Annotated in this window: 20 protein-coding genes and 1 riboswitch; of the genes, 15 read left to right on the top strand and 5 right to left on the bottom strand. The window is 54.9% G+C overall.

Annotated elements, in window-relative coordinates; all coding sequences use genetic code 11:
• Window positions 1–197: 197 nt before the first annotated feature.
• Window positions 198–1,142 carry a transcriptional regulator LeuO gene (gene leuO / locus M1D91_RS03630; protein ID WP_437431168.1) on the bottom strand — a complete coding sequence of 315 codons (945 nt, stop codon included), beginning with the start codon at window positions 1,140–1,142 and terminating at the stop codon, window positions 198–200.
• 615 nt (window positions 1,143–1,757) lie between these two features.
• On the opposite strand from leuO, the gene leuL reads away from it, so the two are divergent.
• The 6 genes from leuL (at window position 1,758) to aroD (ending at window position 7,615) form a co-directional block, all read left to right on the top strand.
• Complete coding sequence (gene leuL / locus M1D91_RS03625) at window positions 1,758–1,850, top strand: leu operon leader peptide (RefSeq protein ID WP_437431167.1); 93 nt, start codon at window positions 1,758–1,760, stop codon at window positions 1,848–1,850.
• 90 nt (window positions 1,851–1,940) lie between these two features.
• Window positions 1,941–3,518 (top strand): 2-isopropylmalate synthase, encoded by a 1,578-nt coding sequence (leuA, locus tag M1D91_RS03620; RefSeq protein ID WP_437431166.1) that lies wholly within the window; start codon window positions 1,941–1,943, stop codon window positions 3,516–3,518.
• Complete coding sequence (gene leuB, locus M1D91_RS03615) at window positions 3,518–4,609, top strand: 3-isopropylmalate dehydrogenase (protein ID WP_437431165.1); 1,092 nt, start codon at window positions 3,518–3,520, stop codon at window positions 4,607–4,609. The genes leuA and leuB overlap by 1 nt, the downstream gene beginning before the upstream one ends.
• A 2-nt stretch (window positions 4,610–4,611) precedes the next feature.
• Window positions 4,612–6,009, top strand: a complete 1,398-nt coding sequence (leuC, locus tag M1D91_RS03610; RefSeq protein ID WP_437431164.1) for a 3-isopropylmalate dehydratase large subunit — start codon at window positions 4,612–4,614, stop codon at window positions 6,007–6,009.
• A gap of 12 nt (window positions 6,010–6,021) precedes the next feature.
• A complete protein-coding gene (gene leuD / locus M1D91_RS03605; RefSeq protein ID WP_437431163.1) occupies window positions 6,022–6,627 on the top strand; it encodes a 3-isopropylmalate dehydratase small subunit in 606 nt (201 codons plus the stop codon).
• A gap of 232 nt (window positions 6,628–6,859) precedes the next feature.
• Window positions 6,860–7,615, top strand: coding sequence for a type I 3-dehydroquinate dehydratase (aroD, locus tag M1D91_RS03600; RefSeq protein WP_437431162.1), 756 nt, complete (start codon window positions 6,860–6,862; stop codon window positions 7,613–7,615).
• 79 nt (window positions 7,616–7,694) lie between these two features.
• Here the strand turns inward: aroD and M1D91_RS03595 are convergent, their stop codons facing one another.
• The gene (locus tag M1D91_RS03595; protein WP_437431161.1) at window positions 7,695–8,873 is read right to left on the bottom strand and encodes a sugar efflux transporter; all 1,179 of its coding nucleotides are present in this window, start codon (window positions 8,871–8,873) and stop codon (window positions 7,695–7,697) included.
• A 188-nt stretch (window positions 8,874–9,061) separates the two neighbouring features.
• Window positions 9,062–9,247, bottom strand: a complete 186-nt coding sequence (gene sgrT, locus M1D91_RS03590; protein WP_437431160.1) for a glucose uptake inhibitor SgrT — start codon at window positions 9,245–9,247, stop codon at window positions 9,062–9,064.
• A gap of 88 nt (window positions 9,248–9,335) precedes the next feature.
• On the opposite strand from sgrT, the gene sgrR reads away from it, so the two are divergent.
• From sgrR to thiQ, 4 genes are all read left to right on the top strand, one after another.
• Window positions 9,336–10,991: an HTH-type transcriptional regulator SgrR gene (sgrR, locus tag M1D91_RS03585; protein WP_437431159.1), complete on the top strand. Its 1,656-nt coding sequence runs from the start codon at window positions 9,336–9,338 to the stop codon at window positions 10,989–10,991.
• A gap of 36 nt (window positions 10,992–11,027) precedes the next feature.
• Window positions 11,028–11,128: riboswitch (TPP riboswitch) on the top strand.
• Window positions 11,129–11,160: 32 nt separating this feature from the next.
• Window positions 11,161–12,144 (top strand): thiamine ABC transporter substrate binding subunit, encoded by a 984-nt coding sequence (thiB, locus tag M1D91_RS03580; protein WP_437431158.1) that lies wholly within the window; start codon window positions 11,161–11,163, stop codon window positions 12,142–12,144.
• Window positions 12,120–13,730, top strand: a complete 1,611-nt coding sequence (gene thiP, locus M1D91_RS03575; protein WP_437431157.1) for a thiamine/thiamine pyrophosphate ABC transporter permease ThiP — start codon at window positions 12,120–12,122, stop codon at window positions 13,728–13,730. Before thiB ends, thiP begins: the two co-directional genes overlap by 25 nt.
• Complete coding sequence (gene thiQ / locus M1D91_RS03570) at window positions 13,714–14,409, top strand: thiamine ABC transporter ATP-binding protein ThiQ (protein WP_437431156.1); 696 nt, start codon at window positions 13,714–13,716, stop codon at window positions 14,407–14,409. The genes thiP and thiQ overlap by 17 nt, the downstream gene beginning before the upstream one ends.
• Here the strand turns inward: thiQ and M1D91_RS03565 are convergent.
• The gene (locus M1D91_RS03565) at window positions 14,402–15,166 is read right to left on the bottom strand and encodes a DedA family protein (protein WP_437431155.1); all 765 of its coding nucleotides are present in this window, start codon (window positions 15,164–15,166) and stop codon (window positions 14,402–14,404) included. The genes thiQ and M1D91_RS03565 overlap by 8 nt on opposite strands.
• A 127-nt stretch (window positions 15,167–15,293) precedes the next feature.
• Window positions 15,294–16,139 (bottom strand): arabinose operon transcriptional regulator AraC, encoded by an 846-nt coding sequence (gene araC, locus M1D91_RS03560; protein ID WP_437431154.1) that lies wholly within the window; start codon window positions 16,137–16,139, stop codon window positions 15,294–15,296.
• Between the two features lie 336 nt (window positions 16,140–16,475).
• Here araC and araB point away from each other — a divergent pair, with 336 nt between their 5' ends.
• The 5 genes from araB (at window position 16,476) to polB (ending at window position 23,599) form a co-directional block, all read left to right on the top strand.
• Window positions 16,476–18,170: a ribulokinase gene (gene araB / locus M1D91_RS03555; RefSeq protein WP_437431153.1), complete on the top strand. Its 1,695-nt coding sequence runs from the start codon at window positions 16,476–16,478 to the stop codon at window positions 18,168–18,170.
• 10 nt (window positions 18,171–18,180) lie between these two features.
• Entirely contained in the window at window positions 18,181–19,683 is a 1,503-nt protein-coding gene (araA, locus tag M1D91_RS03550; protein WP_437431152.1) for an L-arabinose isomerase, read from the top strand.
• 51 nt (window positions 19,684–19,734) lie between these two features.
• A complete protein-coding gene (araD, locus tag M1D91_RS03545) occupies window positions 19,735–20,430 on the top strand; it encodes an L-ribulose-5-phosphate 4-epimerase (protein WP_437431151.1) in 696 nt (231 codons plus the stop codon).
• Window positions 20,431–20,570: 140 nt separating this feature from the next.
• Window positions 20,571–21,209, top strand: a complete 639-nt coding sequence (locus tag M1D91_RS03540) for a YdcF family protein (protein ID WP_437431150.1) — start codon at window positions 20,571–20,573, stop codon at window positions 21,207–21,209.
• A 32-nt stretch (window positions 21,210–21,241) separates the two neighbouring features.
• The gene (gene polB / locus M1D91_RS03535; RefSeq protein WP_437431149.1) at window positions 21,242–23,599 is read left to right on the top strand and encodes a DNA polymerase II; all 2,358 of its coding nucleotides are present in this window, start codon (window positions 21,242–21,244) and stop codon (window positions 23,597–23,599) included.
• Window positions 23,600–23,631 lie beyond the last annotated feature (32 nt).

Raw genomic sequence — 23,631 nt, 5'->3', positions numbered from 1 at the left:
CAGGAAATGGTGGAATAGTCTGAGATAAGTAAAGTCGATGATAAATCATCGTTCAAATTGCTGACTGCCCAGTAATTCATGCATTTTTAAATGACCAAAACCCTGGCTGTAAAATGGGTTTCAGCATAAAATTTTGTCATGCATCGCCTGAGCAGTTCAAACCTAAAGAATATACGCGCTTTCGCGAGCAGACATAATTATCGAGAACAAACAGAGACTAACAATTCCTCCATCCATTGATGGCCTTTATCACGCCCGGCGGCTTCATGCCAGGAGAGATAGCAGGTGCGGCTGTTCAATTTTAAAGGAAGCGGTAAGACCTGCAGATGTAATTTTTCCGCAAATTCTTCAGCCAGCCAGCGCGGTGCAATAGCAATAAGATGTGTTTGGGAGACCACGTTTAATACACTTGTTAACGCCATCCCCTGATAAGCAACACTGGCTTGTTTATCTGGCGTATCGTACCAGGGCTGGCTAAAGGATGCGTAACGTTCAAGAGAGACAACAGCATGTTGTTCATTGTAAATATCGCTTTCTCGCAATGGCCCCATAATACGTGGATGGGTTTTACTGGCGACCAGCACCATTTCATCTTTAAAAAGAGGAACGCAACTAAACTCGGGTCGATGAAACTCATCGTAACCAATGACAAATTCCAGCTCCTGATAGCGAAGCTGATGTTCTGTATTCTGATTGACAGAAGACTTAAAGACCAGATGGATATGAGGCGCGATTTTTTCAACGCTATTATAAATAATAGAAGTCAGAAAATTATCTATTGGGCTGCAAACGCAAAGATTAAAAATTCGCTCACTGGTTACGGGTTCAAAACCGGAGCCTGGCAGCTCGTTCTGTACGAGCTGTAACGCCTGTCGGACGGAACCAAAAAGCTGATGCGCGCGTGCGGTAGGCTGGATGCCTCTGCCATAGCGTACGAAGAGTTCATCATTGAACATCACTTTTAGTCGTGCCAGCGCGTTACTGACCGCCGGTTGCGACATCCCCAACGAATGGGCGGCCCGGGTAATATTTTGTTCCTGCATAACGGCATCAAAAATCGTTAACAAATTAAGATCAACTTTACGCAGTTGAGGTTTCAACGCCTCAATGTTCCCGGTGTCTTCAACGTGTTCTTCTGACATTTTCATCTCCACTGTCAAACTCCATCCCTTTTCCGGTAGCAATAACCGCTACAAATATGATTTACCATGCATATAGGATGAGGAAAAGAGAATTTCAATAAAATAGGAATATATAAAGACGTAAAATACATTCAGCCTATCACCCGGCCTGATCGCATTTATCTTCATTAATTAATTCCCGGTACCGATAGTGGAAAATCAAATCATAAATTCAATGAATGCACAATACGGCGAAAACGGATCAGAAATGCGAGCCTGCTAAAATATTTCAAAGAGCATGGACACCATAATTTAACCTAATTTTATCATTTAGACCTATTATTCAGTTTCACTGATACATTTTTATTATTATTCATGCAATTTCATTGAGATACTTACGCCCACAAAAGGGTGTAAAGATATGGCCAGTTGCAAGGGAATGTGCCTTCAGGGAACAAAGATCAGCAAGTATGAAATAGCACAAATACCTTATTTTGTTTTTCCCGTTAAAACCAGCACGATTAGCTAAAACCAGAATCGATGCGCTTCTTGCTTTCCCCTTCTTTTCCAGAACAGAGGGTTGACTTTGAATTCCGTATCCAGTACCACTAATAGCATTACGCATTCATCTGGAGCATGGTCATGATTCGCAATGTTCGCTTCCTCGGTCTACTACTACTAAACGCATTCTGTGTGCGCGGTAGACCGGTGGACGACGCTCAGCGTTAATCATCCTCCAGTTAACACTAAAAACCCGCGCCCTGGCGCGGGTTTTTTTATGCTCGTAGCAAGGCGACCTGAAGAGACAAGGACCAATCCATGAGCCAGCAACAACAAGTCATTATTTTCGATACCACCTTACGTGATGGTGAACAGGCATTACAGGCAAGCCTGAGCGTGAAAGAGAAACTGCAGATCGCTCTGGCGCTGGAGCGTATGGGTGTGGACGTGATGGAAGTCGGTTTCCCGGTCTCCTCCCCAGGCGATTTCGAATCCGTGCAAACTATCGCCCGCCAGGTGAAAAACAGCCGCGTTTGCGCGCTGGCCCGTTGCGTAGAAAAAGATATTGATGTCGCTGCCGAGTCGCTGAAAGTTGCCGAAGCCTTTCGTATTCACACCTTTATCGCCACCTCGCCAATGCACATTGCGACCAAATTACGCAGCACGCTGGATGAGGTGATTGAGCGCGCGGTCTATATGGTGAAGCGCGCACGCAATTACACTGACGATGTGGAGTTCTCATGTGAAGATGCGGGTCGTACACCAATTGCTGACCTGGCACGCGTAGTCGAAGCCGCCATTACCGCTGGCGCGAAGACCATTAACATTCCTGATACCGTCGGCTATACCATGCCTTTTGAGTTCGCCAATATCATCACTGGTCTGTATGAACGCGTGCCCAATATCGATCAGGCGATTATCTCGGTTCACACCCACGATGACCTGGGTCTGGCCGTCGGCAACGCCATTGCCGCCGTTCACGCGGGAGCTCGCCAGGTTGAAGGCGCGATGAACGGTATCGGTGAACGTGCCGGTAACTGTTCGCTGGAAGAGGTCATCATGGCCATCAAGGTGCGCAAAGATATTATGAATGTGCACACCCGCATTAATCATCATGAAATCTGGCGTACCAGCCAGACCGTCAGCCAGATTTGCAACATGCCGGTTCCGGCCAACAAAGCCATTGTCGGCACTGGCGCTTTCGCCCACTCCTCTGGTATTCACCAGGATGGCGTGCTGAAAAACCGCGAAAACTACGAAATTATGACCCCGGAATCCATTGGCCTGAATCAGGTCCAGTTGAACCTGACTTCACGTTCCGGCCGTGCGGCAGTGAAACACCGCATGGAAGAGATGGGTTACCAGGAGAGCGACTACAACATGGATCATCTGTACGACGCCTTCCTGAAACTGGCAGATAAAAAAGGCCAGGTCTTTGATTACGATCTGGAAGCCCTGGCATTTATCAATAAACAGCAGGAAGAGCCAGAGCATTTCCGTCTGGATTACTTCAGCGTGCAGTCCGGCTCCAGCGATATTGCTACCGCCTCAGTGAAATTAGCCTGTGGCGAAGAAACGAAAGCGGAAGCCGCCAATGGCAACGGGCCGGTAGATGCTGTCTATCAGGCGATAAATCGCATCACCGGTTATGACATTGAACTGGTCAAATACGATCTCAATGCTAAAGGCCAGGGTAAAGATGCATTAGGTCAGGTTGATATCGTGGTGAACTACTACGGCCGCCGTTTCCACGGCGTAGGCCTGGCAACGGATATCGTTGAATCCTCCGCGAAGGCGATGGTTCACGTCCTGAACAACATCTGGCGCGCCGCCGAAGTCGAAAAAGAGTTGCAACGCAAAGCTCAAAATAAAGAAAACAACAAGGAAACTGTGTGATGTCGAAGAACGCTCATATTGCTGTTTTGCCGGGAGATGGCATTGGCCCGGAAGTGATGGCGCAAGCCCTGAAAGTTCTGGAAGCCGTTCGTAACCGTTTCGATATGCGTATCACCACCAGCCACTATGACGTCGGCGGCATCGCCATCGATCGTCACGGTAATCCGCTGCCGCAGGCAACGGTAGAAGGCTGCGAGCAGGCCGATGCCATCCTGTTTGGCTCCGTCGGCGGACCAAAGTGGGAAAACCTGCCGCCGGCACAGCAGCCGGAGCGTGGCGCCCTGCTGCCCCTGCGTAAACATTTCAAATTGTTCAGTAACCTGCGTCCGGCAAAACTGTATCAGGGGCTGGAAGGCTTCTGCCCGCTGCGCGCCGATATCGCTGCAAACGGCTTTGACATTTTGTGTGTACGCGAACTGACGGGCGGCATCTATTTCGGCCAGCCGAAAGGTCGTGAAGGCAGCGGTCAGCATGAGAAAGCGTTCGATACCGAGGTCTATCACCGTTTCGAAATTGAGCGTATTGCGCGTATCGCCTTCGAATCTGCGCGCAAGCGCCGCAAAAAAGTGCACTCCATTGACAAAGCCAACGTCCTGCAAACCTCCCTGCTGTGGCGTGAGATTGTTAATGAAGTGGCGCAGGCGTACCCGGACGTTGAACTGACACACATGTATATCGACAACGCCACCATGCAGCTGATTAAAGATCCGTCCCAGTTCGACGTGCTGCTGTGTTCCAACCTGTTTGGCGATATTCTCTCTGATGAGTGCGCCATGATCACAGGCTCTATGGGCATGCTGCCCTCTGCCAGCCTGAATGAACAAGGCTTTGGTCTGTATGAACCTGCTGGCGGCTCCGCACCCGATATCGCAGGCAAAAATATTGCTAATCCGATCGCGCAAATCCTCTCCCTGGCGCTGCTGCTGCGCTATAGCCTGGGGGCAGACGACGCTGCCACCGCGATTGAAAGTGCTATAAACCGCGCATTAGAAGAGGGGGTACGCACCGGCGATTTAGCCCGTGGTGCCGCCGCCGTCAGTACCGATGAAATGGGTGACGTCATCGCCCGTTATGTCGCCGAAGGGGTGTAATCATGGCTAAAACGTTATACGAAAAATTGTTTGATGCGCACGTTGTCCACGAAGCGCCCAACGAAACCCCACTGTTATATATCGACCGTCATCTGGTGCATGAAGTAACCTCACCCCAGGCGTTCGATGGCCTGCGTGCGCACAATCGTCCGGTGCGCCAGCCTGGCAAAACTTTCGCCACCATGGATCACAACGTCTCCACGCAGACCAAAGACATCAACGCGTCTGGTGAAATGGCGCGTATCCAGATGCAGGAACTGATTAAAAACTGTAAAGAGTTCGGCGTTGAGCTGTATGACCTGAACCATCCGTATCAGGGCATTGTTCACGTGATGGGGCCGGAACAGGGCGTCACGCTGCCGGGCATGACCATCGTCTGTGGCGACTCTCACACCGCCACTCACGGTGCGTTTGGTGCGCTGGCATTCGGGATCGGCACCTCAGAAGTTGAACACGTTCTGGCAACCCAGACCCTGAAACAGGGCCGCGCCAGAACCATGAAGATTGAAGTCCAGGGCAAAGCGCCAGCAGGCATCACCGCCAAAGATATCGTGCTGGCCATTATCGGCACTACCGGCAGCGCCGGCGGTACGGGTCACGTAGTGGAATTCTGTGGCGAGGCCATTCAGGCGCTGAGCATGGAAGGCCGCATGACCTTATGCAACATGGCCATCGAAATGGGGGCCAAGGCCGGTCTGGTCGCACCGGATGAAACTACTTTCAATTACGTGAAAGGCCGTCTGCATGCGCCTAAGGGCAAAGACTTTGACGATGCGGTGGAGTACTGGAAGACCCTGAAAACCGATGACGGCGCCGTCTTCGATACGGTAGTCACACTGCAAGCCGAAGACATTGCCCCCCAGGTGACCTGGGGCACTAATCCGGGTCAGGTTATCTCCGTTAACGACAACATTCCCGATCCGGCTTCGTTTGCCGATCCGGTTGAACGGGCCTCAGCCGAAAAAGCGCTGGCCTATATGGGCCTGCAGCCTGGTGTCCCGCTGACTTCAGTGGCTATTGATAAAGTCTTCATTGGTTCCTGTACCAACTCGCGCATTGAAGATTTGCGTGCCGCAGCAGAAGTGGCGAGAGGACGTAAAGTGGCACCCGGCGTTCAGGCGCTGGTGGTGCCAGGCTCTGGCCCGGTGAAAGCACAGGCGGAAGCGGAAGGGCTGGACAAAATTTTCATCGAAGCGGGCTTTGAGTGGCGTCTGCCGGGCTGCTCCATGTGCCTGGCAATGAACAACGACCGCCTGAATCCGGGTGAACGTTGCGCATCCACCAGTAACCGAAACTTTGAAGGCCGTCAGGGCCGTGGCGGTCGCACCCATCTGGTGAGCCCGGCAATGGCCGCCGCCGCCGCAGTGAGTGGCCATTTTGCTGACGTTCGTAGCTTGTAACAGGAGATAATCATGGCAGAAAAATATACTCAACACACCGGCCTGGTTGTCCCTCTGGATGCCGCCAACGTCGATACAGACGCTATTATTCCCAAGCAGTTTTTACAGAAGGTGACGCGTACGGGTTTTGGTGCACATCTGTTCAACGACTGGCGTTTCCTCGATGATAAAGGCGAAGTGCCTGATCCGGAATTCGTCCTGAACTTCCCGGAATATAAAGGGGCGTCGATTCTGTTAGCGCGGGAAAACTTCGGCTGCGGCTCTTCCCGTGAGCATGCGCCCTGGGCATTAACCGATTACGGCTTTAAAACCGTGATTGCCCCAAGCTTCGCGGACATCTTTTACGGCAACAGTTTTAATAACCAACTGCTGCCGATAAAGCTGAGTGATGAAGAGGTCGACGAACTGTTCAAACTGGTTCAGGCCAATCCGGGCATCTCGTTTGAGGTCGATCTGGAGGCTCAGGTAGTGAAAGCGGGTGAGAAGAGCTACAGCTTTACGATTGACCCGTTCCGTCGTCACTGCATGCTCAATGGTCTGGACAGCATCGGTCTGACCTTACAGCATGAAGATGCGATTGCGGCTTATGAGCAAAAACAACCTGCTTTTATGAACTGAGTGGATAACTCCTCTTTAGCCCGGCCCAGCGCCGGGTTTTTTGTTGGCAGCAAATTTGCTGAAATCAAAGCACCCTTTTTCCCTTTTCCCAGACCGTTTATGGTCAACGCTTTTGATTTGATTATTGCCGTCATCGGCTTTGTGATCGCCCTGCACATCGGTTATCGTCACTTTCAGGTGCATGCTGTCCGGATGGCCTGAAAGCACAGCGAAAAGAATAATGGATACCAAGATGACCCAAACGGTAAATGTTAAAAACATCACCTTCCAGGAAGGCTGTACGCTGATTTGCGTCCCTTTAACTGGCAAAACGCTGGAACAGATAAAAACCAGCGCTGTTTCCCTCACGAATGCAGGCGCGGATCTGATTGAATGGCGGGTTGATCATTTCGCTCAGGTGAGTGACGCGGAGCAGGTACACCAGGCGCTTACTGCTATTCGCCAGATAGTGCCCGACATCCCGCTGCTCTTTACCTTTCGTAGCAAACGCGAAGGCGGTGAAACAGAGCTTAGTGATGAAGCCTACTTTGAACTCAACCGCCTGGCGGCAGAGAGCGGGCTGGTCGATTTAATTGATATTGAGCTCTTTAATGATGAAGGGCACATCCGCGCGATCGTTGATGTCGCTCATGCCGCAGGGGTAAAAGTTGTCATGAGTAACCATGACTTCCATAAAACGCCGCCGCAGGAGGAGATCATCTATCGCTTGCGACGGATGCAGGACCTGGGGGCTGACTTGCCGAAAATGGCCGTGATGCCCCAGACCCCGCAGGATGTGCTGACGCTATTGTCCGCCACGCTGACGATGAAAGAGAAGTATGCAACGCGCCCTGTCATCACCATGTCAATGGCAAAAATGGGGGGACTGAGTCGTGTTACCGGACGTCTCTTTGGTTCGGCCATGACCTTCGGCACCGTGGGTCAGGCGTCAGCGCCCGGTCAGATAGCCCTTGCCCAACTGCGTGAAATGATGGATATCCTCTCCTGAAAGCAGCCTGAAAGCGGGCGGCTTCAGGGGTAAATGCCACTGACCGATCGCCGCCGACCGCCTGACGCCGGAAACGGCGTCAGATATCTTTCACCCGACTGGTCAGAAAAAGCGTCACCAGCGACAACCCGGCAATAACCCAGTACACCGAGGCATGGCCATAACTCTGCGCCAGTGCGCCCTGAATAACCCCCGCCAGAATTACGCCCGTCGAGATGCTGTTAGTAAAAAGCGTAGTGGCTGAACCTGCACGACCCGGCATCAGATCCTGGAACCACAGCATGCCAATCCCGGCGATAATGCCGATGAAAATGGCATTAAAAATTTGCAGGCCCAGCAAGGCTTCGTGGCTATGGAACATCAACAAACCCGCGTAGAACAGCACGCCCGCCCCGACAGCGCCGACCATCATTTTGCGTTTACCAAAACGCTTAACGTAGTAACCCGCCAGGATCATCGCCGGAATTTCAAGCCCTGCGGCAGTCCCCATCAGCACACCGGCCAGGCTGTCGGGCAGCCCAAGTACCGTACTAATCCATAACGGCATGTCGATGATGTACATGGTGTTGCAGGTCCACATAAGCGTGGAGGCGATAAACAGCATGCGCACATTTTTATCGCTCCAGCCACTGATCCGGGTCACGGGTACATCGGTCGGCTGTTCAACACGCGCCACCGAGGGCAACCAGCACGCCATCATCACCAGGCTAATCACGAATATCCCGGCGGCAATAACGTACATGGTAGTGAAGCCATAATTGAGCGCCAGCATAAACGCCAGCGGCGGCCCAATCACCCAGGCTACAGAAATCTGCGCACGCATGATGGAACTAAACATCACCACTTCGCGGGCAGAATTATCCGCATACTCACGCGCCAGGGCGAAGAGTTGCGGCATTGCCGTACTGGCAAGCGACGCCAGGAAAACGCCACAGGTGATGAGCGTCAGATAATGGCGATTGAAGGCAAACAGCAGCGCATTCCCCACCGCCATCAGACAGCAGAACATAATCAGTTTGCGCCTGTCGCCCTGCCGGTCAGACCGCTTTGCCAGCGCCAGGCTTACCGCAATCCCGGCGATAGCGTTCACGGTGTAAAACAAGCCTACCCAGAAGGGCTCCACGCCCACTTCGCGGCTGAGAAACAGACTAAGGGTGGGTGCCTGCAGCGCCCCCGCCACCCCAATCATAAACGCGACCATCATAAAAGCGAGGTAAACCCCATTCAGGCGGCGTCCCATCGTCATCAACCAGAGCATAAAGATCCTTCCATGCGTAGAAACGAAAAAAGCCAGCAGATGATACCTGCTGGCGTGGTGATTCGCACCAATACTCAGTCACACATGATGGCTGCGATTCAGGGTTTATACCCGTCATACTTCAGGTTGCATGGGCATTGGCCGCCAGCATCTCTTCCGGTTACTTACTTCATTAAGCGCCTGAAGAATCACTCACTTGCCGCCGTGCTGCAATCCGAATTATTGAGGGTGGAGATCGGGGATGTCACTTCCCACTGCATTAATTCTTCGAGCATTTTCTGACGCTGAACGGCATTCGGGCATTTCAGCCAGGACACGGCCTGTGTCGCGTGAAAATACGCTAAGTAAAACTGCCGGGTGAATGATCTCTTCATACTCCCCTCCTCGCTTTCATCGCAGAGAAGTATTGGCTTAATATAGGGATTAATAAATTGCTGACTTTTTCTCAGGAGTTCCCCTTTTATGTCCTCTGGTCGCCTGCAACAGCAGTTCATTCGCCTCTGGCAATGCTGCGACGGGAAGTCACAAGAGACCACGCTCAATGAGCTGGCCACGTTACTGAGCTGTTCGCGCCGCCACATGCGCACTCTGCTCAATACCATGCAGGAGAAGGGCTGGCTGACATGGGATGCTGAAGCCGGACGCGGGAAACGCTCACGCCTCACCTTTCTCTATACCGGGCTTGCTCTTCAGCAGCAGCGCGCCGAAGACTTACTTGAGCAGGACCGCATCGATCAGCTGGTGCAACTGGTTGGCGATAAAAGCACGGTGCGACAGATGCTGGTGTCCCATCTGGGCCGCAGTTTCCGGCAGGGCCGACATATACTGCGCGTCCTCTACTACCGCCCGCTGCGCAACCTGTTACCTGGTACGGCATTACGCCGTTCCGAAACCCATATGGCCCGGCAGATTTTCAACGCCCTGACCCGCATAAATGAGGCAAATGGGGAACTGGAAGCGGACATTGCCCACCACTGGAAGGAGATTACGCCCTTACACTGGCGATTTTATTTGCGCCCCGGTATCCATTTTCATCACGGGCGTGAGCTGGAGATGCGTGATGTGATTGCCTCGCTTGAGCGCATCAGTACGCTGCCCCTCTACTCTCATATCATCGGGATCTCCTCCCCCACCCCCTGGACGCTGGATATTCATCTGAGCCAGCCGGATCAATGGCTTCCGTGGCTGGTCGGGCATATCCCGGCGATGATCCTCCCCCAGGAGTGGGAGACCCTGCCTGACTTCTCCAGTCATCCGGTTGGCACCGGCCCTTATGCCGTCACTCGCAACAATAGCAACCAGCTGAAGATCCATGCCTTTGAGGATTATTTTGGCTTTCGCGCGCTGATCGATGAGGTCAACGTCTGGGTACTGCCGGAAATCGGTGATGAGCCTAACGGCGGCCTGACCATTGACGGCCCGACCGACAGTGAACAAGCCATCGAAAGCCGCCTCGAGGAGGGATGCTACTATCTGCTCTTTGACACGCGTTCGACGCGAGGCGCAAACCCGGCGGTACGCGACTGGATAAGCCAGGTGTTATCCCCCACCAACCTGCTTTACCACGCTGAAGAGCACTATCAGCGCTACTGGTTCCCGGCTTACGGCCTGCTGCCACGCTGGCATCATGCCCGTCCCACCGGCGGAGAAAAACCCGCCGGACTGGAGTCGCTGACCCTGACCTTCTATCGCGATCATAACGAACATAAAGCTATCGCCAACACCATGAGCGCCCTGCTTGCCAGCCAGGGCGTGCGCCTGGAGATTCAGGAGGTGGACTATGTGGAGTGGCATGCGGGCGAAATCATCAGCGACATCTGGCTAAACAGTGCCAACTTTACTCTGCCGCTCGACTTCTCTCTCTTCACGCATCTTTATGAAGTCCCCCTCATCCGGCACTGCATACCCCTTGACTGGCAGGGCGATGCTGCAATCTGGCGTGCCGGAGAGTTGAATCTTGCGGCCTGGTGTCAGCAGTTGCTGGAGAGCAAAGCGATGGTGCCGTTAATCCACCACTGGCTGATGATTCAGGGCCAACGAAGCATGCGCGGACTACGGATGAATACGCTCGGCTGGTTTGACTTCAAATCGGCCTGGTTTGCCCCACCCGATCCTTAATGCTTTCCGAAAACTTACAAAATCATTACACTATTGCGGTGCTCAACGGGGTGCTGCGCGTCAGGCGTGTGCTGAGAAAATACCCGTCGAACCTGATCCGGATAACGCCGGCGAAGGGATTTGAGGCTCTCACTCAAAATCCTTTGCCACCTACATTTTGAGGTGCAAAGTGCTAAAAAACGTTCTGCCCGTCCTGCTGCTGGTTGCAGCTCCCGTATTTGCCAAACCGACCCTCACCGTTTACACCTATGACTCTTTTGCCGCCGACTGGGGCCCCGGCCCGGTAATAAAAAAAGCGTTCGAAGCTGACTGCAACTGTGAACTGAAGCTGGTCGCGCTGGAAGATGGCGTCTCGCTGCTTAACCGTCTGCGTATGGAGGGTAAAAACAGCAAAGCTGACGTGGTGCTGGGACTGGACAACAATCTGCTCGAAGCAGCAACCAGCACCAACCTCTTTGCCAAAAGCGGCGTCGCCACTGATGCGGTTAAGGTACCAGGCGGCTGGAAGAATGACACCTTTGTCCCCTTTGATTACGGCTGGTTTGCCTTCGTTTACGATAAAACCAAACTGCAGAACCCGCCGAAAAGCCTGAAAGAGCTGGTTGAAAGCGAACAGAAATGGCGCGTGATCTACGAAGATCCACGGACCAGCACACCGGGGCTGGGTCTGCTGTTATGGATGCAGAAAGTCTATGGCGATAAATCATCAGACGCCTGGAAGAAGCTGGCGGCGAAGACCGTCACCGTCACTAAAGGCTGGAGCGAAGCTTACGGTCTGTTCCTGAAAGGGGAAGGTGACTTAGTGCTGAGCTATACGACCTCTCCGGCTTACCACATCATTGAAGAGAAAAAAGAGCAGTACGCCGCCGCTAACTTCAGCGAGGGACACTACCTGCAAGTTGAAGTCGCGGCCCGCACCGCCGCCAGCAAAGAGCCTGAGCTGGCAGAAAAATTCCTCAAATTCATGGTGTCTCCGGCGTTCCAGAACGCCATCCCTACCGGCAACTGGATGTACCCGGTAACCAACGTGGCGCTGCCGGCGGGTTTTGATACGCTGGTGAAACCTCAAACCTCCCTTGAGTACACCTCTGAACAGGTGGCAACTCAGCGCGCCGACTGGATCCGTGCATGGCAACACGCCGTCAGCCGCTGATTCCCGGCTGGATGGCGCCCGGCCTGACCGCCGCTACCGTCATGGTAGCGGTAGCGCTGGCCGCCTTCCTGGCGCTCTGGAAGCACGCCCCCGCGTCTGAACTGACGGAGGTCTTACAGGACAGCTATCTGTGGCACGTGGTGCGTTTTTCCTTCTGGCAGGCGTTTCTCTCAGCCCTGTTCTCCGTGGTTCCGGCTATTTTTCTCTCCAGAGCGCTCTACCGACGTCGCTTCCCGGGGCGAATGGCGCTGTTACGTTTGTGCGCCATGACCCTGATTCTGCCGGTGCTGGTGGCGGTCTTTGGCATTCTCAGCGTTTACGGTCATCATGGCTGGCTGGCGTCGCTATTTTCCGCACTCGGACTGAAGTGGTCCTTCTCACCTTATGGACTCCAAGGCATCCTGCTGGCCCATGTCTTTTTTAACCTGCCGATGGCCTCACGTTTACTGCTTCAGGCGCTGGAACAGATCCCCGGTGAGCAGCGCCAGCTTGCGGCACAGCTGGGTATGCGAGGCTGGTCCTTTTTCCGCTATGTCGAGTGGCCGTGGCTGCGTCGACAAATTCCCCCCGTCGCAGCACTGATTTTCATGCTCTGCTTTGCCAGTTTTGCCACCGTGCTGTCGCTGGGCGGCGGGCCGCAGGCGACTACTATTGAACTGGCCATTTACCAGGCGCTGAGCTATGACTTTGACCCTGGCCGCGCGGCACTGCTGGCGCTGATTCAGATGGTCTGCTGCCTGGGGCTGGTTCTGCTCAGCCAGCGCCTCAGCAAAGCCTTTGCCGTGGGGAGCCATCAGATTCAGGGCTGGCGCGATCCGCAGGACAGGCTCTTTAGCCGCATCTGTGATGTCACCCTGATTGCGCTGGCGCTGCTGCTGCTTCTCCCGCCGCTGCTGGCGGTGATGTTTGACGGGCTGAACCTCAGCATGCTGAACATGCTCTCACGTCCGGTGCTCTGGCAGGCGGTCTGGACCTCGTTACGCATTGCGCTCTGTGCGGGGCTGCTCTGCATTGTCTTCACCATGATGCTGCTCTGGAGCAGCCGCGAACTGCGCGCACGCCAGCAGATCCTGGCAGGCCAGGCGCTGGAGATGAGCGGCATGTTGATTCTGGCGATGCCAGGCATTGTCCTGGCGACCGGGTTTTTCCTGCTGCTGAACGACAGCATTGGCCTGCCTGGCTCAGCGGATGGCATTGTGATTTTTACCAACGCGCTGATGGCGGTTCCCTATGCTCTGAAAGTGCTGGAAAACCCGATGCGTGACATTACCGCGCGCTACAGCCTGCTGTGCCAGTCGCTGGGTATGACGGGAGTGCGTCGCCTGCGGGTGGTGGAACTGCGAGCGCTGAAGGTGCCGCTGGCGCAGGCGCTGGCCTTTGCCTGCGTACTCTCCATCGGTGATTTTGGGGTGGTCGCGCTTTTTGGTAACGACGATTTTCGCACCCTGCCGTTCTACCTTTATCAGCAGATAGGTTCCTATCGCACCCAGGACGGGGCGGTCACGGCACTGATACTGCTAATACTCTGCTTCTCACTGTTCACCTTTATTGAAAAACTTCCGGGACGCCATGCTAAGACTGATTGATGTAACCTGGTTGTACCAGCATCTGCCCATGCGCTTTACACTCTCGGCAAGACAGGGTGAACGTATTGCCGTACTCGGCCCCAGCGGTGCGGGAAAAAGCACATTGTTAAGCCTGGTTGCAGGTTTCCTGGCCCCGGCGAGTGGCACCATCATGATTGAAAACCGGGAACATACGCACACGCCACCCGCAAAACGCCCGGTATCGATGCTGTTTCAGGAAAACAACCTCTTTACCCACTTAACCGTCAGGCAGAACATAGGACTGGGGCTGGATGCCGGCCTGAAGCTGTCCAGCGCGCAATCCAGCAAACTGGAGACCATTGCTGCCACTATGGGGCTGGAGAGCCTGCTTAACCGGCTACCTGGCGAGCTTTCCGGTGGGCAGCGTCAACGTGTCGCTCTGGCCCGCTGCCTGGTGCGCGAACAGCCGGTGCTGTTACTCGACGAACCCTTTTCAGCCCTTGACCCGGCGCTGCGCCAGGAGATGCTCGTTCTGGTTCAGGAAGTCTGTCACCGCCAGCAGTTAACGTTGCTCATGGTCTCTCACAGCGTCGAAGATGCGGCGCGCATTGCGCCTCGTTCGGTAGTGGTGGCTGACGGGCGGATCGCCTGGGATGGAGAAACCGACACGTTGCTGAGCGGCAGCGCCCCGGTCTCCGCCCTGCTGGGCATCAGGTGACGACTTTCACGAGTATTTGCGCATAGACCGGCATCAGCGGATGGCGCACAAGAAGGGTGACCGCAATGGCTGCCACACACACCAGTAACGGCGTTAACCAGTAGAGGCGCTGGCGGGGAAGATAAGCGGAGAGTTTATCACGGCCACTTTTCTGGCTGCGCCAGAGTCGCCAGCACATCCAGCCAGCCAGCCAGACAAGCACCGCCGCCAGCACCAGCAACCATTTGAATCCACCGCTCTGTTCCCCCGCCGGAATATCAATGGCTGCGCCCGCCAGAATACCAGGCAGGAAGTAAAACGGCGGCCAGAGCAGGCAGCCAATGATATTAGGCACCACAAATTTGGCAACCGGCAGGTCAAGCATACCTGCGACCATCGGGATAAGCGGGCGAGTAGGGCCGACAAAACGCCCCACCAGAATGGTGAACATACTGTGCTGGTGCAGCGCATGTTCGGTTTTATCCAGTAACGCTTTGTTCTTTTGAAGGAAAGAGAGCCGGTGCAGAGGGCGCTTAAAGCGCCAGCCGAGCCAGAAAGAGATCCAGTCCCCCAGCAGGCAGCCGACAATTCCCGCCAGCCACGCATGCCAGAAATTCACCTCACCGCTGCCAATCAGCGCCCCCAGCCCCGCCATCATTACCGTGCCCGGGAGGATTAACCCCACCAGCGCCAGCGACTCAAGAAAGGCCACCAGCGCAATCGCAATCAGCGAATAGGTGGCTGACTGCGTCATAAAGTGTTCCAGCAAAGCTTGCATAGTCTATCCGGTTGAGTAACGACGCCGGGATTGTCCGGAGCCGAACCACAAGGGTCAATCCTTAATTATCCGAATAGTTTAGCGAGTAAGATATTCACCCGCGAAATTCATTGCGCTTCTTTACCCTTTATTCACATCCTGCACGAAATTCGCTGGGGCTGGCACCGGTGCATTTTTTGAATACCCGTGAAAAATAGAGCTGATCTTCAAAGCCCACGTTGCGCCCGACGCTGGCAATCGGCATACGCGTGGTACTCAGCAGCAATTTGGCCTGGCTGATGCGCTGATCCTCGCGCCAGCTCAACACGCTAACGCCCAGCTGCTGGCGGAACAGATGCGACAGGCGCGAGGGTGAAAGGCAGACATGCTGCGCCACACCTGCAATATCGAAATGGCTATCGGCCAAATGGTCGCTGATATACTGGCAGGCGTCGCGAACCCGATTATCCAGCGGAGGATGGAGAGATTCATTAATCGCATCCATACGTCGCAGCAGCAGTTGTTCCAGCAGGTTAATCGCCAGCAGTTCGGCATAACGTCCGCCACTCTGCCCGGCATCAATGATTTGTCCAAACAGCTCGCTGAACTGCGTCAGATGCTGTTCATCCGGGCGATAAAAACCGGTCTGGGCGAAAATAGTCGGCCAGCTTAACCACTCATGCCAGTAGGCACGGGGGCGGAAATAGACCCACTGATGATACCACTCGCTGGCATCGGGGTGGCGACCATAGTGGTGAATCTCACCGGGGGGGAAGAGCAGCATATCGCCGGGGCGGCAGACATACTGCTTGCCATTGTTATCAATTACCCCTTCCCCCCGGATGGTGAAGTTCAGAATGTATCCCTTCATGCCGAGGGGACGGTCGATGAAAAAATCGAGGTAACCTTCCGACTCAATGGGGGTCAATCCCGCTACCAGGTGGGCATTAAACGAGTAGCCAGGCAGCAGTGGATCGTTTTGAGATTCAGCCATAAACGCAATACTCCGGATGTCAGTCAGGAAACCAATTGTCCATATTGATACGCGCTTCATTCCCCCCACATGTTGACCGGGCACAAGGAAATGATCGCCACTTTCAACCCCGCCTGATAAAAGCAGTTATGCCAGTTTAGCGCATATTATTGGTAGAGAAAGGGCCAACCAAAGTGTCTATAAAGGCGGCAGAAATGTCCACATCGAATTTTTGCACGGCGTCACACTTTGTACTTACATAGCATTTTCGTCCATAAGATTAGCGAATACAGCCTGACGCTTTTTTCAGCCGATCACTATGTTTCTCCCTAAGGTAACTCTTCATGGAGCAACACGATGGCAATTGCAATTGGCCTCGATTTTGGTAGCGACTCGGTACGCGCACTGGCAGTGGATTGCGCGTCCGGAAATGAAATCGCCACCAGCGTAGAGTGGTATCCTCGTTGGCAGGAAGGTCGTTACTGCGACGCCGCCAACAACCGCTTTCGCCACCACCCCAGGGACTACATCGAGTCGATGGAAGCGGCGATCAAAGCCGTGCTGGCACAACTGACAGAGACGCAGCGTCAGGAGGTAAAAGGCATCGGCGTCGACAGCACCGGCTCAACGCCAGCCCCTATTGATGCTGAAGGTCGCGTACTGGCTCTGCGACCGGAATTCGCCGACAACCCCAACGCGATGTTCGTGCTGTGGAAAGACCATACGGCAGTGGAAGAAGCAGAAGCGATCACTGCACTCTGCCACGCACCGGGCAAGACCGACTATTCACGCTATATCGGCGGTATTTATTCCAGTGAGTGGTTCTGGGCCAAAATCCTTCATGTGACCCGTGCAGACCGCGATGTTGCTCAGGCTGCCGCCTCGTGGATTGAGCTGTGCGACTGGGTACCTGCCCTGCTCTCCGGTACCACCCGACCACAGGATATTCGCCGTGGACGCTGTAGCGCCGGGCATAAATCGCTATGGCATGAGAGCTGGGGCGGTCTGCCGCCAGCGAGCTTCTTTGACGATCTGGACCCGCTGCTCAACAAACACCTCCCGACCCCGCTCTTTACCGAGACGTTCACCGCCGATCTGCCGGTCGGTACGCTGACGGCGGAGTGGGCGCAGCGCCTTGGCCTGCCTGAAACCGTCGTTATCTCTGGTGGCGCATTTGACTGCCATATGGGAGCCGTAGGAGCCGGGGCACAACCTAACACGCTGGTCAAAGTGATTGGCACCTCAACCTGCGACATCCTGATTGCGGATAAACCCAGCGTGGGGGATCGGGCGGTAAAAGGAATCTGCGGGCAGGTGGATGGCAGCGTGGTGCCGGACTTTATCGGGCTGGAAGCCGGGCAATCTGCCTTCGGTGACATCTACGCCTGGTTTGGCCGCATCCTTGGCTGGCCGCTGGAGCAGCTGGCGATTGAGCATCCGGAACTGAAAACCCAGATCAAAGCCAGCCAGAAACAGCTTCTGCCGGCACTGACCGCCGCCTGGGCGAAAAACCCCTCTCTGGAACATCTGCCCGTGGTACTGGACTGGTTTAACGGCCGCCGTACCCCGAATGCGAATCAGCGCCTGAAGGGTGTTATCACCGATCTAAATCTTGCCACCGACGCTCCGGCGCTCTTTGGCGGGCTCATCGCCGCCACGGCCTTTGGCGCGCGCGCCATCATGGAGTGTTTTACCGAACAGGGTATTGCTGTGGACAACGTCATGGCACTGGGCGGCATCGCGCGCAAAAACCCAGTCATCATGCAGGCCTGCTGCGACGTACTCAATCGTCCGCTGCAAATTGTTGCCTCTGACCAGTGCTGTGCGCTGGGTGCGGCCATTTTTGCAGCCGTCGCCGCGGGTGTGCATACCGATATCCCGGCCGCGCAACAGCAAATGGCCAGCCAGATCGAAAGCACGCTGCAGCCCGCCACTGCGCAAGCCCAGCGTTTTGAACAACTCTATCGCCGCTATCAGCAGTGGGCAAAAAGCGCCGAGCTTCACTATCTCCCGGTAGCCGCGCCAGCACCGCAGGCAGCGCTCACTCACTAAGGACACAATAATGACGATTTTTGATAATTATGAAATTTGGTTTGTGATTGGCAGCCAACACCTTTACGGACCCGAAGCGCTGCGTCAGGTGACGCAGCATGGCGAACAAGTCGTTAACGCGCTGAACGCCGAAGCCAAACTGCCCTGCAAACTGGTACTCAAGCCGCTCGGCACCTCACCGGATGAGATAACAAACATCTGCCGTGACGCCAATTACGACGACAAATGTGCCGGTATGGTGGTGTGGCTGCACACCTTCTCACCCGCCAAAATGTGGATTAACGGCCTCACCATTCTTAACAAGCCGTTGCTGCAGTTCCATACCCAGTTTAATGCGTCCCTGCCGTGGGACAGCATTGATATGGACTTTATGAACCTGAACCAGACCGCGCACGGTGGTCGTGAGTTCGGCTTCATCGGTGCCCGTATGCGCCAGCAGCACGACGTGGTTACCGGCCACTGGCAGGATAAAAAAGCGCACCAGCGTATCGGCGCCTGGATGCGTCAGGCCGTCTCTAAACAGGACACCCGTCACCTGAAAGTGTGCCGCTTTGGCGATAACATGCGTGAAGTGGCCGTGACCGATGGCGATAAAGTGGCAGCACAGATCAAGTTCGGCTTCTCGGTAAATACCTGGGCCGTTGGCGACCTGGTTCAGGTCGTAAACAGTATCAGCGACGGCGACATCAGCGCACTGGTGGATGAATATGAAAGCAGCTATCGCCTGACCGCTGCCGCGCAGGTGAACGGCGACAAACGCCAGAATGTGATTGATGCCGCACGCATTGAACTGGGGATGAAACGCTTCCTCGAACAGGGCGGATTCCATGCCTTCACCACTACCTTTGAGGATCTTCATGGCCTGAAACAGCTGCCAGGCCTTGCGGTTCAACGTCTGATGCAGCAGGGCTACGGCTTTGCCGGTGAAGGCGACTGGAAAACTGCCGCTCTGCTTCGCATCATGAAGGTGATGTCGACCGGTCTGCAGGGCGGCACCTCCTTTATGGAGGATTACACCTACCACTTTGAAGAGAACAACGATCTGGCGCTCGGTTCCCATATGCTGGAAGTGTGCCCGACCATCGCGCTTGATGAAAAACCGATCCTCGACGTGCAGTACCTCGGCATCGGCGGAAAAGCCGATCCGGCACGTCTGATCTTCTCTACCAAAACCGGGCCGGCCATCAATGCGAGCCTGATCGATCTGGGCGATCGCTTCCGCCTGCTGGTGAACTGCGTGGATGCAGTGGAAACCCCACACGCGCTGCCGAAGCTGCCGGTTGCTAATGCCCTGTGGAAAGCCCAGCCGGATCTGCAAACCGCCTCAGAGGCCTGGATCATCGCTGGCGGTGCGCACCACACCGTCTTTAGTCACGCTCTCACCCTGGACGATATGCGTCAGTTCAGCGAACTGCACGGCATTGAACTTGCTGTTATTGACAACGATACCCGCCTGCCTGCCTTTAAAGACGCGCTGCGCTGGAATGAAGTGTATTACGGCTCCAAACGTTAACAGGGGAACATTTGGCCTGCTCCGGCAGGCCGCTTTTTCCTGGAGGAAAGCATGCTAGAGAATCTTAAACAGCAGGTACTGGAAGCCAATCTTGCCCTGCCTGAACATAACCTGGTGACCCTGACCTGGGGCAACGTCAGTGCGGTAGATCGCGAACAGGGCGTGCTGGTCATTAAGCCTTCCGGCGTTGATTACGCGGTGATGACAGCAGAGGATATGGTGGTCGTGAGCCTGGAGACCGGCGAAGTCGTGGAAGGCAGTAAAAAGCCCTCTTCTGACACCCCCACTCACCGTCTGCTCTATCAGGCGTTCCCGACCATAGGCGGAATCGTCCACACCCACTCGCGCCACGCCACCATCTGGGCGCAAGCGGGCAAATCCATACCCGCCACTGGCACAACCCATGCGGATTACTTCTACGGTGCCATTCCCTGCACACGCAAAATGACCGATGCGGAAATTAACGGCGAGTACGAATGGGAAACCGGCAACGTTATCGTCGAAGCCTTTAAAACTCAGGGTATCGATCCGGCGCAGATGCCCGGCGTGCTGGTACATTCTCACGGGCCTTTCGCCTGGGGAAAAAATGCTGACGATGCGGTACATAACGCCATTGTGCTGGAAGAGGTAGCTTACATGGGTATTTTCTGCCGCCAGCTTACCCCTGAGTTGCCCGCCATGCAGCAAACCCTGCTCGACAAACACTACCTGCGTAAACATGGCGCAAAAGCCTATTACGGTCAGTAATCCACGTGCATGAAGCGAAGCGTCCTGCTTCGCTTATCCCTTTGTAAGTTCCGAATTTTTGCATTACGTCTTCATGAATGTTGAATCTACAATGATAACAGGTAACGTTGTTGCCTGACCGATCACAAAGGATCCGCATCATGCGCAAAGGCATAATCAAACTGGTGGTAATGGGGGCGATCACTGCGCTTATTGTCATCATCTATAATGCCGTGGCTATCTGGCAGTTCAGCAAACAGGATCAGACGCGCCATGCAGACTGTGCCATCGTCGCAGGCGCAGGGATTAAAGGCGAGGGTCCGGGGGCGGTTTTTAAAGCACGACTGGATCACGCCATCTGGCTTTATCACGAAGGTTTTGTCAGGACATTGATTTTGACCGGTGGGATGAGCCCAGGCGCCACGCGCTCGGACGCCGCGGTGGCAAAAGCCTACGTGCTGGCAAACGCTGTCCCGGATGCCGATATTCTTATCGAAGAGCGGTCGACCGTCACGCGTGAAAACCTGCGCTATGCCGCAGAGCTTATGCATCGTCATCAGCTTAAGACGGCGCTCCTGGTGAGTGACCCCCTGCATATGCTGCGCATGCGTATTATCGCCTGGGATAATCACATTGAAAGCTGGTCTTCTCCCACTACCGCCAGCCGCTATCAAAGCGGGTCGACCCGGTTTCCCTTCCTGCTGCGCGAAGCCTTTTATTACACGGGCTACCGGATCCTGCGCTATCTCCCGGTGATACCTGTACAAAAAATCAGTACTGACGATCATTCCAGGTTATAATCTCGCCGTGAATGGCAGAGTGAGAGAACGGTGTGACGCAGGCGCGAGAAGGCTTTTTACTGACCCGGCACTGGCGGGACACGCCGCAGGGCACTGAAGTAGAGTTCTGGCTGGCAACGGACAGCGGGCCGTTGCAGGTTTTTCTGCCGCCTCAGGAGTCCGTCGCGTTTATCCCCTCCTCGCAGGTTGCGCAGGCTCAGCGCCTGCTCGATGGTGAACATCATTTCCGCCTCGCCCCTCTCCAGCTATCCGATTTCCATCGCCAGCCGGTACACGGCCTGTACTGCCGCGCCCACCGCCAGCTCATGCGTTATGAAAAGCTGCTACGCGACGGCGGCGTCACCGTGTATGAAGCCGATATACGCCCACCTGAACGTTTTCTGATGGAGCGCTTTATTACGGCGCCCGTCTGGGTCGACGGCGATGGGCAGGGTCAAAGGTTAGTGAATGCCCGTCTTAAACCGAATCCGGATTACCGCCCCTCTTTGAAATGGGTCTCGCTGGATATTGAAACCACCCGCCACGGTGAACTCTATTGCATTGGTCTTGAAGGCTGCGGTCAGCGCACGGTTTATATGCTGGGGCCGGCCAACGGTGATGACAGCGGGCTCGATTTTCACCTTGAGTACGTTAACAGTCGCCCGCAACTGCTTGAAAAGCTCAACGCCTGGTTTGCCAGGCACGATCCTGACGTAATCATTGGCTGGAACGTGGTGCAATTTGATCTGCGCGTGCTGCAAAAGAGCGCCGACCGTTACCGGGTTCCTCTGCTGCTGGGGCGCGGCAACGCTCTTCTCGAATGGCGTGAACATGGCTTTAAAAATGGCGTTTTCTTCGCCCAGGCTACGGGTCGGTTGATCATTGATGGCATCGATGCACTTAAATCCGCCTTCTGGTCATTCCCCTCATTTTCACTGGAATCAGTGTCGCAGGCGTTATTAGGCGAAGGAAAAGCCATTGATAACCCCTGGGATCGCATGGATGAGATCGAACGCCGCTTTGCCGAGGATAAACCCGCCCTCGCCACCTATAACCTGAAAGATTGTGAGCTGGTCACGCGCATTTTCCACAAAACTGAGATCATGCCGTTTCTGCTTGAACGGGCGACGGTCAATGGTCTGGCGGTTGATCGCCACGGCGGGTCCGTCGCTGCCTTCAGCCACCTCTATTTCCCCCGCATGCACCGCGCGGGCTACGTCGCCCCCAACCTCGGCGATGTGCCGCCACAGGCCAGTCCTGGCGGCTACGTAATGGACTCGCGCCCGGGTCTGTACGATTCGGTGCTGGTGCTGGATTACAAAAGCCTCTACCCCTCCATCATCCGCACTTTTCTTATCGACCCCGTCGGGCTGGTGGAAGGCATGGCCAGCCCCGATGCAGAACAGAGTACGGAGGGTTTTCTTGGGGCGTGGTTTTCCCGGCAAACCCACTGTCTGCCGGGTATCGTCGGCCAGATATGGCAAGGACGTGATGAAGCAAAACGCACCGGGAACAAACCGCTCTCGCAGGCGCTGAAAATCATTATGAATGCCTTTTATGGCGTGCTCGGTACCAGCGCCTGTCGCTTTTTCGATCCTCGTCTGGCGTCGTCAATCACCATGCGCGGCCATGAGATCATGCGCCAGACAAAAACGCTGATCGAGGAAAAGGGCTACGACGTAATTTACGGTGACACCGACTCGACCTTTGTATGGCTGAAAAAGGCCCATAGTGAGGAAGACGCAGCGCGCATAGGCCAGGCGCTGGTGGCGCATGTGAACGACTGGTGGACGGCGCATCTGAAGGCGCAGAACCTCACCAGCGCGATGGAGCTGGAGTTTGAAACCCATTTTTGTCGCTTTTTAATGCCGACCATTCGCGGCACCGACCAGGGGAGCAAGAAGCGTTACGCCGGGCTGATTCAGGAAGGTGAAGCGCAACGCATGGTATTTAAAGGGCTGGAGACGGTGCGCACCGACTGGACCCCACTGGCGCAAAGATTTCAGAAAGACCTCTACCTGCGTATTTTCCGCCGTGAGCCTTATCAGGACTTTGTTCGCGAAACCATTAAGGATCTGTTAGAGGGAAAACTGGATGACCAGCTGGTGTATCGCAAGCGCCTGCGTCGGCCCCTTGCCGAGTATGAACGCAATGTGCCGCCCCATGTTCGCGCCGCCCGTCTTGCTGATGAAGAGAACCTGAAACGCGGACGGCCCGCCCAGTATCAGAATCGGGGAACCATCAAATATGTCTGGACTACGCAAGGACCTGAGCCGCTCGACTATCAGCATTCGCCGCTGGACTATGATCACTATCTGACCAAACAGCTGATGCCCGTTGCCGATGGAATCTTACCTTTCACCGACGATGATTTTGCTACACTACTGACGGGGCAACTGGGACTGTTTTGACACAATGAGCGTGAACACTTGTCAGTTTTGCG

The organism is Enterobacter sp. SA197 (assembly GCF_054131575.1).
Note: the sequence above shows the minus strand (reverse complement) of the source record. Positions and strands in the feature narration are given on the sequence as shown.